This window comes from Deinococcus radiopugnans ATCC 19172 (genome assembly GCF_006335125.1).
In the GTDB taxonomy this organism is placed as follows: Bacteria; Deinococcota; Deinococci; order Deinococcales; family Deinococcaceae; genus Deinococcus; species Deinococcus radiopugnans.
Genome location: NZ_VDMO01000016.1, coordinates 53,255 through 65,653 on the forward strand (window position 1 = coordinate 53,255; position 12,399 = coordinate 65,653).

Here is a 12,399-nt window from a genome sequence, read left to right on the forward strand (position 1 = left end):
AGACGCCCATGAGGACGCTACTCCTCCCCATGACTGGGACAGCCCGCAGGGAGGACGCTGCTCCTCTTCTGCGAAGCTCTGCGAGTCTCGCTCGGATGTCCATCGTTTTTGCAAACGATTCCATCGGAGTTCGTGTCACGCCGTCAGCACCGCTATTGCCCGTTCCAGCGCCTCGTCCCCGGTCTGGTGATGCAGCACGAAACGCACCGAGTCCGGCCCCAGCGCGCTTGCCAGCACGCCCCGTTCGGCCCAGCGGGCCACCTGCGTGGCGGCGCCGGGCAGCGTGGCGTAGATGATGTTGGTCTGCACGGCGGCCAGATTCACGTCGAACCCCGCGCCCACCAGCGCCTCGGCCAGCTCTCGGGTGCGGCGGTGGTCTTCCTTGAGGCGGGCGGGGCCGCCCCGCAGGGCCACCAGGGCGGCGGCGGCCAGAATTCCGGCCTGCCGCATGCCGCCGCCCAGCATCTTGCGGTAGCGGTGGGCCTGTTTCATGGCCTCGGCGCTGCCCACCAGCACGCTGCCCACCGGGGCGCCCAGCCCCTTGCTCAGGCACACGCTGACGGTGTGGAAGTGCCGCGTGATCTCGGAGAGGGGCACGTCCAGCGCCGCCGCCGCGTTGAAAACCCGCGCGCCGTCCAGGTGCAGGGGCAGGCCCTCGGCATCGGCCACCGCGCGAATCTCCTTGATGACCTCGGTGGGAATAATCGTGCCGCCCGCCTTGTTGTGGGTGTTTTCCAGGCTGATCAGGCCGGTGGGCGACTGATGGATGCTGTGGCGCACCGCCAGCCGCACGTCCTCGGGGGCCGGCACGCCCAGCGGCGCGGGCACGAAGCGCGGCACCACGCCGCTAAAGGCCGCCATCATGCCCAGTTCCCACTCGTAGATGTGGCTGCCCTCGGCGCACACCACCTCCTCGCCCCGGCGGGTATGGACAGCAATCGCCACCTGATTGGTCATGCTGCCGGACGGCATGAACAGGCCCGCCTCGTGGCCGGTCAGGCGGGCGACTTCGGCCTGCAACTCGTTGACGGTGGGATCTTCGCCGTACACGTCGTCGCCCACCGCCGCCGACGCCATCGCGGCGCGCATTTCGGGGGTGGGCGTGGTGACGGTGTCGGAGCGCAGATCGGCGATCACGGTTTGAGGCATGACCGACATGCTAGCGAACTGCGCGCCTCTCCTTCTGCTGTTCAGTCCCGCACGTACACCTTGACCTGCCTGATGCCGCCGCCGCTGTAACTGGCCGGGTTGAAATCGTCCCACGGCACCCAGCGCACCGTCACGCTGTCATGTTCCACGTCACCGTCGGTCAGCCCCAGCTTCAGGGGCCGCTTGCTTCCGTCGGGCAGGGTGGCGGTCACGGTCAGCGTGTATCTGCCCAGCGGAAGGTCATTGAAATTGGTGCTGTGGTAGGGCCAGTCCGCTCCCAGGGTGGTGCGGCCACCGCCGTTGGGATCGGAGTAGGGGTAGCCGCCGGGAGGGGCGACTGGCGCGGCCTTGAAGGTGTAGACGACGGGTTTGCCCACGCTGCCGTCCACCAGTTTGCCCTGCGGGGTGAAGGTCACGTTGATCACGCTGCCCCCCGGCGCGGCCCCCGGCGTGACCGCGCCGTATTTCTCGGCGCAGTAGGCCTTGGCAGGTAAGCCGCAGTAGCTGAAATCCACGCTGGAACCGTAGAAATCTGTGTCCCGGCCAGCCCCGGCCCCGCTGCCCGCCCGCAGGCCGCTCAGTGTCCAGCGGAAGTTGAGGTTGCCACCCTCGCTGGAGTCCACGCTGGTATTGGGGTTGCCGCTGGCCGGGTCCATGAAGAACGAGAAGGTCTGGCCCTCAAAGGTGGTGGTGTACGAGGCCTTGGCCTGATAGCGCCCGTCAGGCACGCGCAGGCTGTAGGTGCCGTCCGTTTTCGTCTCGGTCTCGAAGCTGGTTTTCTGGCCCTGCGTGAAGGTGGTGCCGCTGAGGAAGACCCGCGCGCCCGCCAGCGGACGGCCCTGGGTGTCCAGCACCAGTCCGGTCACGTAGCCGGGTTTGGGGGCCGGCACCTTGACGGGGGCCGCCGGCGGGGCAGGCTTGGCGGGGGCCGGCGCGGGTTTGGGCGCACTGGCCGCAGGCGGATTGGGTTGCAGCGCGGGCGCAGGCTTGGCCGGGGCCGGAGAGGCCGCCAGCTTGAGCACACACCACGCCAGCACGGCATTCCCCTGCGCCTCCACCCAGAGGCCGGCCAGGGACTGCTTGGGACCGCTGAGCGCAAACACCGAGGCCCGCCCATCAGCCTCATCGCTACGGTCCAGCAGGCGGTAGGTGTAGCCCAGCGACTTCACCCCGCCGTTGAAAGTCGCCTCCAGATCGTCTTCGGGGGCAGTCCAGACCACGTATTCGCTTTTCGTGCAATTGCCCCCGGCGGCGCTGGCCGCGTCTCGCAGGGCCGAGGCCAGGTCCGCGACGGCGGCGCGGTCCGTTACGATCACCGCGCCCTCGTTGAACGAGGCGGGCACCAGGGTGCTTGCGGGGCCAGCGGCCAGCGCTGAGGGGAGACTGCAGAGGAGAAACGGTAACAGGCGGACGGTTCCTTTCATGTGGCACCTCAGAAGGGGGCATGGACCGGGAAGCACCGAGCCGATCAGGTTGCGACATCTTTGAACTTCAGGTGTGCGAGCCGTCATGCTAGGCCGGCTGGGGACGACTTGTCAGCCCCCACCCCCAGCGTCCCCGGCACCATCCAGCCCAGGGTTCAGCCTGCCGCCACCTCCGCCCTTCTCTCCTCGATAATTTTCTTCGCCAGATGCTCTGGCACGTCCTGATAGCCGTGCGGCTTGACCGAGAAGGCCCCCCGATCTCCGGTCAGGGAGCGCAGATCGGCGCTGTAGTTCTGCAGTTCCACCTGCGGCACCACGGCGCTGATGGTGATGACCGTGCCCCCGGTGTCCATGCCCTGCACGCGGGCGCGGCGCGTTTGAAGATCGCTGATCAGGTCACCTGTGAACGAGGCCGGGGCGCGAACTTTCAACAGGACAGCGGGTTCCAGCAGGCCGGGCCGGGCGTTTTCCAGCGCGTTCTTGAGGGCCTGCCCCCCCGCCATCCGGAAGGCGATGTCGCTGCTGTCCACCTCGTGATAGCTGCCGTCCAGCACCGTCACGTGGATGTCCTGCAAGGGATAGCCCGCCAGGCTGCCCCGCCCCATGGCCTCCTGCACGCCCTTTTCGATGCTGGGAATGTACTTGCCGGGAATCGCGCCGCCCACCACCGCACTTCTGAATTCGAAATTCTCGCCGGGTTCGATGCGAATCGTGCAATCGCCGTACTGGCCGTGGCCGCCGCTCTGTTTCTTGTGCTTGCCCTGCGCCTCGGCAGCGGCGTGAATGGTTTCGCGGTACGCGATCTGCGGCGCGGTGGTGGTCACGGTCACGCCCAGCGCGGCCAGTTTCTCGGCAGCGATGGTCAGGTGCATGTCGCCCATGCCGCTCAGCAGTTGCTCGCCGGTCTGCGGGTCACGCCGGAAATGCAGCGTGGGGTCTTCTTCCATCAGGCGGGTCAGCGCCGTGCCCAGCTTGTCCTCGTCCTGACGGGTGGCCGGGTGCAAGGCCACCGTGTGCGCCGGATCGGGCAGCCACAGCGCGTCGTACTCGATAGGATGTTCGGGATCGGCCAGCGTGTCCCCGGCGTGCAGATCGGCCAGTTTGGTCAGCACGCCGATCATTCCGGCACTCAGCTCGGGCACCTCGGTCAACTCCTTGCCGTTGATCAGATAAAGGTGCGCCGGTTTGACCTCGGCATTGTCGCGCGAGGTGTTCAGCACGGTATCGCCCGGCCTGAGGGTGCCGCTGTAGACCCGAATGTACGCCAGCTTGCCCACGAAGGGATCGACGCTGACCCGCCACACGCGGGCGCTGAAGGGGGCGTCGGGCGTCGGTTCGCGGTTCTGGCCGTCCTGGCCGGTGGTGGGGCCACGTTCGGCGGCGCTGCGCAGGCCCGTGACCAGCAAGTCCAGCAGCGGCTCAAGGCCGACGCCCGTGGTGGCGCTGACCGGAATCACCGGGTACAGCGTCCCGGCATGCACGGCCCGCAGAAAGGCGGCGTGCAGTTCCTCGCTGCTGATGTCCTGTCCGTCCAGATAACGTTCCATCAAGTCGTCGTCGGATTCGATGATCGCGTCGGTCAGGCTGTCGCGCGCTTCCTTCAGCACCGAGCGCATGTCGGCGGGCACCTCGCCCCCATCTCCGGTTTCCCCGGTCAGGACGTTGACCACGCCCCGGAACTCCGGCCCCTCGCCCAGCGGCAGGTACAGCGGCGCGACGTTGCCCGGCAGGCTGGAGCGCAAGTCGGCCAGCACCGCCGAGAAGTTGGCGCGTTCCCGATCCATCTTGTTGACCGCGATCAGGCGCGGCATGTTGAAGCGGTCGGCGGTGGCCCATACGCGCTCGGTGCCCACCTCCACGCCGCTCACGCCGCTGACCACCATCAGCGCGGCGTCGGCGGCGCGGATGGCCCCCCGGATCTCGCGCACGAAGTCGGCGTAACCGGGCGTGTCCAGCATGGTGATGTCGGTGCCGGCGTGGCTCAGGCGCACCACGCCGGTGGTGATTGAAAAGCCGTGGGCCTTCTCGGCGTCGGTGTGATCGCTCTGGGTGGTGCCGTCCTCCACCTTGCCGGGACGTGAAATGGCCCCGCTGTGGTGCAGCAGGGCTTCGCAGAGCGTGGTTTTCCCAGCGCCGCTGTGCGCGGCGAGACTCACAATACGAACGGGCATGTCTTGACCACCGATCCTTTTTTCTGCAAAAAGAGGGGGCGGGGCGAACGGCCACCGGGGCGGACTGGGTTTGGTGGACGCAGTTTACACCCGATCTGGGTGCGGGCATGAAGCGTGGGCAGGGGGAAAGCGCCTCCTCTGGTACCCTCTCCGCCCTGCGCCATTTGCCGTATTTCCCTCTCTCTCCAGCCGCGCTAAACTGCCCCCATGACCATCACCTGCCACCAGACCGTGATGATGCGAATGCCCCCGCGCCCCTGACGAGGCTGTGTGTTCAAAAACCAGGGGCTTGAAGGCGGGGGTGCGACTCTTTCACGGGACGCACCCCGCTCCACTTTTTCCGTATCCTGTAGAGGTTGTCCGCCCCGCCTCTCATCAGGGCGCCGCACCCCAAACGTGCCGGGCGGCAGAGGAAGGCAGACCATGACCGACAGCAAACAGGGCAACGAATTCATCATCACCACCGCCATCGACTACGCCAACGGCGAGCCGCATATCGGGCACGTCTACGAGAAGATTCTGGGGGACGCCATCGCGCGCTACCAGCGCCTGGCGGGGCGCGACGTGACCTTTGTGATGGGCACCGACGAGCACGGCGAGAAGATCAGCAAGGCCGCCGCCAAGGCCGGGGTCACGCCGCAGGAACTGGTGGACGATCTGAGTGACCGCGCCTTCCGGGGCCTGTGGGATCGGCTGGACATCAGCTACGACGCCTTTATCCGCACCACCGCCCAGCGCCATAAGAAGTTCGTGCAGGACGTGTTGCAGCGCGTGTACGACGCCGGGGACATCTATTTCGCCGAGTACGAGGGCCTGTACTCGGTGGGCGCCGAGCGCTACGTGACCGACAAAGAACTGGTGGAGGGCGCCGACGGTGTGCGCCGCTACCCCGGTGACCCCCAGCCGCCCGAACTGCGCCGCGAGGCCAACTATTTCTTCCGCATGGAGAAGTACCAGGACTGGCTGCTGGAGACGCTGAAGGCCAATCCCACGCTGATCCAGCCGGCCGGCTACCGCAACGAGGTGCTGGAAATGCTCTCGGAGCCGATTGGCCCTCTCAGCATCAGCCGCCCGAAAAGCCGGGTGCCGTGGGGCATCGAGCTGCCCTGGGACGCCGATCACGTGACCTACGTGTGGTTCGACGCGCTCCTCTCGTACCTGACGCCCTTCGTGGCGAACGGACGCCCCGCCGAATCCGTCAGTGGACTGGCATGGCACGTGATCGGCAAGGACATCCTCAAACCGCACGCGGTGTTCTGGCCCACCATGCTCAGGGCGGCGGGCTATCCGCTGTACCGCAAGCTGGTGGTGCACAGCCACATCCTGGCCGAGGACGGGCGCAAGATGGGCAAGTCGCTGGGCAACGCGATTGACCCGCAGCAACTGGTCAAGGATTTCCCGGTGGACGCCATCCGCTACACCCTGCTGCGCGAGGCGTCCCTCGGTGCGGACAGCCCCTACGGTGAGGGCATTCTGGTGTCGCGCCTGAACAGCGATCTCGCCAACGATCTGGGCAACCTGCTGTCGCGTACGGTCAGCATGATCCATAAGTACCGTGGAGGCGTGCTGCCCGCCGCCCACGAGCCGAACGAGCGCGAACGCGAGATCGAGGCGGCGGCGCTGGCCCTGCCTGGTCAGATTCTGGCGCTGGTAGATGACCTCAAGATCAACATGGCGATTGAGTCCGCCATGAACTTCGTGCGCGATCTGAACCGCTACATCGCCGAGAGTGCCCCGTGGAATCTGGCGAAGTCCGACGACACCGCCCGCCGCCTGGACACCGTGCTGTACACCGCCGCCGAGGGGCTGCGCGTCGCCTCGGTGTGTCTGGAAGCGGTGATTCCCGGCAAGGCCCGCGAACTGCGAGCGCAACTCGGTCTGGGCGGACAGACCTATGCCCTGGCCGGAGCCTGGGGCCTGATGCCCGCCGGAACCCGCGTGCCGGGCGGCCCGATCCTGTTCCCGAAACCAGAACTGCCCCAGCCGGAGCAGGAGGAAGGCAAGGACAAGCCGGGCAAGCCGCAAAAGCCCGTTCAGAAGGAGAAGAAAGCCGTGACCCAGATTGCCGAACCCACCCCGCCCGTCGCCAGCGAAACGCCCGCCGAGACCGAGGCCCTGATCTCCATCGACGACTTCGCCCGCATTGACCTGCGCGTGGCCGAGGTCATCGCCTGCGAGGCGGTGGCGAAGGCCGACAAACTCCTGAAGCTGACCGTGAAACTGGGCGAGGAGACGCGCACGGTGGTCAGCGGCATCCGCAAGTGGTACGAACCCGAAGCGCTGGTGGGCCGCAAGGTGATCTTGGTGGCGAACCTCAAGCCGGCCAAGCTGCGCGGCATCGAATCCCAGGGCATGATCCTGGCCGCCGAGGACGACGCGGGCAACCTGGACCTGGTGGGATTGACGCTGGATCTGCCGAGTGGGACGAAGGTCCGCTGAGCGAAACATCAAAAAGCTGCCGGAGGGGAACAGGCCTCCGGCAGCTTTGATTTGGATACACGCTTAGGGAATCAGGTAGGTGAGGGTCAGGGTGGGCTTATTGGTGGCGCTCTCACCCTGCCGGAGGTAGGCGATGTCCGCATTTCCGTCCCCGTCGGTCAGCTTGGCAAAGCGCAGGCGGTACTGCGAACGGGTGCGGCCTGCGCTGCGGTCGTCTTTCAGGGCGCTGAGGACGGACTTGGCGTAACTGCCCACGAGCGCGCTGCTGCTGCTGTCTCCCAGCGTGCTGTACACCGTGGGGTCGAAGTCCGTGCCGGTCAACGTCGTGCTGTAATTCACGTGATCCAGGATTAGGTCGCTGACGCCGACATCCAGATCGGTGTACGGAGCGCCCGACACCGAGAACTGATAGACGCTCAGGCTCGCGGACACGATATTGGCGCTGGTTAGACCAGCGGGCAGACCGCTCAGATCGAAGCTGAGGTAGCTGCGGTAGGTGGCGTTGCCCACGTCACCGCTGTCTCCGATCCGAAGTTCGTCCGTGGTATTGACCGTCCCGTCCGAGCGCACCCAGCCGTCCAGCGCTGGCGTGCTGTTCAGGGTGGTGGTGAGCTGCCGGAAGGTTTTGAAGCTGCTGTTGGTGGCGGGCAGGGCGTTGCCTGCAATGTCCGTGGCAGTGCTGGTCAGCTTGAAGGCGTAGGTCTTGCCGGCGGCGGTGTACAGCAGGTCCGCGTTGGGGTTGATGGTCATGACCGTGCCGGCGGGATTCCAGCTGAAGGTCACGTCGCTGGCGGGCAGGTCGGTGGACTGGTACGCCGCCTGGGTGGCCGCCTGGTTCATCTTCTCGCTGAAGGTCACCACGATATTGGCGTCCTTGGCCACGCCGGTGGCCCCGCCCGCCGGGCTGATGGAGACGACGCTGGGCGCGGTGGTGTCGGCAGGCGCGCCGATGTTGACGGTCACGTCGCTGGTGGCCTCCTTTGTGTTGCCGGCGGCGTCACTGGCGACGGCGCGGTACTGCACGCTGCCATTGTCGGCTGCCGTCAGGTTGCTGGTGGCCTCGTAAGGTGCGGCGGTATCGGTGCTGATCTCGGTGGCTCCCCGGTAAAAGACCACCTGGGTGACGCCCACGTCGTCGGTCGCGGCAGCCGTCAGGAGCACGGCTCCAGCCGCCGTGACTGGATTGGGGGTCGCCGTCAGGCTGACGGTGGGGGCGGTGGTGTCACCGGCGGGCGGGGCCGTGCCTCCGCCTCCGCAGGCGGCGAGGCTCAGGGCGGTGGTCAGCAGCAGGGCAAGATTCAGTGGCTTCATGGGGTTCTCCTCCTGGCGCGGGAAGCCCGGCCAACCGCTGGCCGAGTGGCTTTTCCTTCGCTCGAAACCACCTTAAAAAACGCGCCGTGACCAGGTCATGATCAGATGTGGCCTGGGCACCGCCGCGCCATGATCGGCGGCGTCTGGCCGATCACGTCCGGAATTCACGGCGGCCCTATAGACTGGGCCGTATGCCGTTTATCGTGGTTTCGGGATTGTCGGGCAGTGGCAAGAGCACGGTGCTGCGCACGCTGGAGGACGCCGGTTTCTTTACCACCGACAACCTGCCGCCCGAACTTTGGGGAGCCATGCACGATCTGGCGACGGCGCGCGGGCTGGAACGCGTCGCCATCAGCACCGACGCGCGCACCCGCGATTTCCTGGGGGCGCTGGAATCCAGTTACGAGCGCCTGTCGCGCCGCCGCGAGGACCTGCGGGTGCTGTTTCTGGAGGCCACGGCGGACGTGCTGCTCAAGCGCTACAACCTGACCCGCCGCGAACACCCGCTGGGCGACTCGCTGCTGGTGGACTTCGCCCGTGAGCGCGAACTGCTGGCGCCGCTGCGCTCGATTGCCGACACGGTGATCGACACCACCGATCTGAGTGCCGGCGAACTGGCCGAGCGGGTGCTGAAGCTGTACCGCCTGGAACGCGACTTTCACCTGCGGCTGGTGTCCTTCGGTTTCAAGCACTCGCCCCCGCGCGACGTGGACATGGTGCTGGACGTGCGTTCCCTGCCCAATCCCTATTACGACCCCGCGCTGCGCCCGCGCACCGGTCTGGACAGCAACGTGGCCGACTACGTCTTTCAGAACGAGGACGCCGAGGCGTTCTACGCCGATCTGAGGAGCTTCGTGCGCACCGCCGCCGAGCGGGCGCGGGCGGCCGGGCGGCACGGCTACACGGTGGGCATCGGCTGCACCGGCGGACAGCACCGCAGCGTGGCCGTGACCGAGCGGCTGGCCGCCGACCTGAAAGCCCTGAACGTGGAGGTGGGCGACCACCGCGACATGAAACTGGAGGCGAGCTGATGTGCCGGGCCTGCTGATCCTACAGGCTGAAATTCGGTGGCTTAAAGTGCCGGGGCCGGGACCCTGCCTCTGGCCGCAGGAGTCCACGGGACCCGCCAGGTGCGGGGCGTGAGCGATCCGCCGCTGCGCGGGGACCAGCCTCTGGCTCCGGCAAACCGGGCGGACGCGGCCCGGCAGCGGGCGGTCCGGGGCGGGCAGTACGCCACCCGCCGCGCCCGCGTGTGGCTCGCGCCCGGCATGGGGGTCAAGCGCTGGCTGGCGCTGTTCATGGTCTGCACGCTGATCGGAGCGGTGGGCTTTCTGCATTTCACCTGGACCGGGCCGCTGCATTTTGTCGCCACCCGCTGGATCCTGTACCTCAACGCCCTGACCGAGCCGGGGCTGGTGCCGCTGCACGTGACCGGGATGGCCGTGATGGGACTGGCGCTGATCGGGGCGTTTTTCAGCATCGCCATGCTCAACCGCTCGATCCTGCGCGGCACCGGCACCGTGCCGGGCACGGCCATGGACCTGATCTACGAGCGGCGCAACCTGTCACGCGGCGCCCGGATCGTGGCGGTGGGCGGCGGCACGGGGCTGTCCAACCTGCTGAGCGGCCTGCGGCCCCACACCGCCCACACCACCGCCATCGTGACGGTCTCGGATGACGGCGGCAGCAGTGGGCGGCTGCGCGAGTCGCTGGACATGATCGCGCCCGGCGACCTGACCGACTGCTACGCGGCCCTCAGCGACAGCCCGGTGATGGCCCGGCTGCTGCTGCACCGCTTCTCACGCGGCGACGGCATCGAGGGCCACACCTTCGGTAACCTGATGCTGGCCACCCTCAGCGAGGAGGAGGGCGGCCTGGCCGAGGCCATGAAAGACATCCACGAGGTGCTGCGGATTCGCGGGCAGGTGTTCCCGGCCACCACCGCCCCGGCCACCTTGGTGGCCCATCTGGAGGACGGCGGCGTCATCCGGGGCGAGAGCCAGTTTGCCGCGTCCGTGGGTCACGCGCGCATCCGGCAGGTCAGCCTCGACCCGCCGAACCTGCCTGCCCTGCCCCCGGTACTGGACGCCATTCGCGACGCCGAACAGATCGTGCTGGGACCCGGCAGCCTGTTTACCAGCATCATTCCCGCCCTGCTGGTGCCCGAAATTGCCCACGCCGTGCGCCATGCGGCGGCCCCGCTGATCTACGTGGCCAGCCTGATGACCGAACCCGGCGAGACCGATGGCCTGAGCCTGGAAGACCATGTCAGGGCCATTACCCGTCACCTGGGCCGCATGCCCGACTGCGTGCTGGTCAACAACGCGTCCCTGCCGCCCGAGGTCATCGAGCGCTACGCGGCGGCGGGGGCGCACCTGCTGGACCTGAACGGGGCCAGCCGCGACCTGCTCGCCTGCGCGGTGGTGCTGCCGCTGCTGCAACCCGGTCAGGCCCGCCATGATCCGGTGGCGCTGGCCCAGGCGCTGCTGACCCAGGCCCCGCGCCGCCTTCAGCATTAGCCCCCGTCGGGCGCAGGACTGCACCCGTCTACCCACCGCCGCAGGCCCACAGACAGGGCCTGTTACGCTAAGAACCATGACAGCGCAGCAGGACACGGTAATCAGCATCCGCGAGATGGGCGTGCGGGCCAGAGCGGCGGGCCGCGTGTTGCGCTCGCTGCCCACCGCCCGCAAGGTGCAGGCGCTGCGGGCCATCGCTGCCGAGTTGCGCGCCTGCTCAGGCGAGATTCTGGACGCCAATGCCCAGGACGTCCAGGCCGCGCAGGACGCAGGACTGCCCGAACCCATGCTGGCCCGCCTGCGGCTGGACGCCGCCGCGCTGAAGGCCATCGCCGCCGACGTGGAGGCGGTCTCACACCTGCCCGATCCGGTGGGTGAGACCACGACAGCGCAGACCCAGCCCAGCGGCATCCAGGTGTCACAGAGGCGGGTGCCGCTGGGCGTGCTGGGCGTGATCTACGAGTCCCGCCCCAACGTGACGGTGGACGTGGCGGCGCTGGCGCTAATGAGCGGCAACTCGGTGATTCTGCGCGGCGGCAAGGAGACCGTTCACAGCAACGCGGCGCTGGAGGGAGCCATTCGCGCGGCGCTGGAGGCCCAGGATCTGCCGGGCGACGCCGTGCAGGTGATTCGCGATCCGGCGCGCGAGCGCATGCGCGAACTGCTGCGTTTAGACGAGCTGGTGGACGCCATCATCCCACGCGGCGGGGCCGGGCTGCACCGCTACTGCGTGGAGAACGCCACCGTCCCCGTCATCGTGGGGGGCATTGGCGTCGTGCACATCTATCTGGACGCCAGCTTCACCCGTGACCCGGCAGACGCGGCGCGGGCCGCCGAGATCGTCGTAAATGCCAAGGTCCAGAAACCCAGCGCCTGCAACGCCCTGGACACGCTGCTGATTGACCGGGAAGCGCTGGGGGCGTTGCCCGACATCACCCGCGCCTTGCTGGAAGGCGGCGTGGAAGTGCGCGCCGACGCCGAAGCCTGGGGCGCGTTGCAGGACGCGGGAATTGTGGTCACACCCGCCGCCGACACCGACTACGGCACCGAGTTCCTGGCCCTGACCGCCAGTCTCAAAGTCGTCTCCGGATTAGAGGAGGCGCTGGACTTCATCGCCGCCCACGGCAACCACACCGACGTGATCCTGACGCGCGACGAGGCCCAGATCGCCCGCTTCGTTCAGGACGTGGACAGCGCTGCCGTGATCGTCAATGCCAGCCCCCGCTTCAACGACGGCGGGCAGCTGGGTCTGGGCGCGGAAGTCGCCATCAGCACACAGAAGCTGCACGCACGGGGGCCGATGGGCCTGCGTGAGTTGACCACCACAAAATGGGTGGTGGTGGGGGAAGGGCAGACGCGGGGATAAACCAAAGAAGGGGAAACAGC

Annotated in this window: 8 protein-coding genes; 4 read left to right on the top strand and 4 right to left on the bottom strand. The window is 67.6% G+C overall.

Translation table 11 applies throughout. The annotated features are described in order from the left end of the window. Positions 1-135: 135 nt before the first annotated feature. The 3 genes from FHR04_RS14555 to fusA form a co-directional block, all read right to left on the bottom strand. The gene (locus FHR04_RS14555) at positions 136-1,149 is read right to left on the bottom strand and encodes a threonine aldolase family protein (protein ID WP_170213968.1); all 1,014 of its coding nucleotides are present in this window, start codon (positions 1,147-1,149) and stop codon (positions 136-138) included. 41 nt (positions 1,150-1,190) lie between these two features. Further along, entirely contained in the window at positions 1,191-2,573 is a 1,383-nt protein-coding gene (locus tag FHR04_RS14560; protein WP_170213969.1) for a carboxypeptidase-like regulatory domain-containing protein, read from the bottom strand. 155 nt (positions 2,574-2,728) lie between these two features. Beyond that, on the bottom strand, positions 2,729-4,744 hold the full coding sequence (gene fusA, locus FHR04_RS14565; RefSeq protein ID WP_139404053.1) for an elongation factor G: 2,016 nt from the start codon (positions 4,742-4,744) through the stop codon (positions 2,729-2,731). A gap of 423 nt (positions 4,745-5,167) precedes the next feature. Here fusA and metG point away from each other — a divergent pair, with 423 nt between their 5' ends. Beyond that, the gene (gene metG / locus FHR04_RS14570) at positions 5,168-7,183 is read left to right on the top strand and encodes a methionine--tRNA ligase (RefSeq protein ID WP_139404054.1); all 2,016 of its coding nucleotides are present in this window, start codon (positions 5,168-5,170) and stop codon (positions 7,181-7,183) included. A 63-nt stretch (positions 7,184-7,246) separates the two neighbouring features. Here the strand turns inward: metG and FHR04_RS14575 are convergent, their stop codons facing one another. Next, a complete protein-coding gene (locus FHR04_RS14575; RefSeq protein WP_139404055.1) occupies positions 7,247-8,494 on the bottom strand; it encodes an Ig-like domain-containing protein in 1,248 nt (415 codons plus the stop codon). 191 nt (positions 8,495-8,685) lie between these two features. Between FHR04_RS14575 and rapZ the strand changes: the two genes are divergently transcribed. The 3 genes from rapZ to FHR04_RS14590 all read left to right on the top strand — a co-directional run bounded on the left by rapZ (position 8,686) and on the right by FHR04_RS14590 (position 12,379). Further along, on the top strand, positions 8,686-9,525 hold the full coding sequence (rapZ, locus tag FHR04_RS14580) for an RNase adapter RapZ (RefSeq protein ID WP_139404056.1): 840 nt from the start codon (positions 8,686-8,688) through the stop codon (positions 9,523-9,525). A gap of 108 nt (positions 9,526-9,633) precedes the next feature. Then, complete coding sequence (locus FHR04_RS14585; RefSeq protein ID WP_311734719.1) at positions 9,634-11,013, top strand: gluconeogenesis factor YvcK family protein; 1,380 nt, start codon at positions 9,634-9,636, stop codon at positions 11,011-11,013. Then, complete coding sequence (locus FHR04_RS14590) at positions 11,009-12,379, top strand: glutamate-5-semialdehyde dehydrogenase (protein ID WP_276341397.1); 1,371 nt, start codon at positions 11,009-11,011, stop codon at positions 12,377-12,379. Before FHR04_RS14585 ends, FHR04_RS14590 begins: the two co-directional genes overlap by 5 nt. Positions 12,380-12,399: the final 20 nt, after the last annotated feature.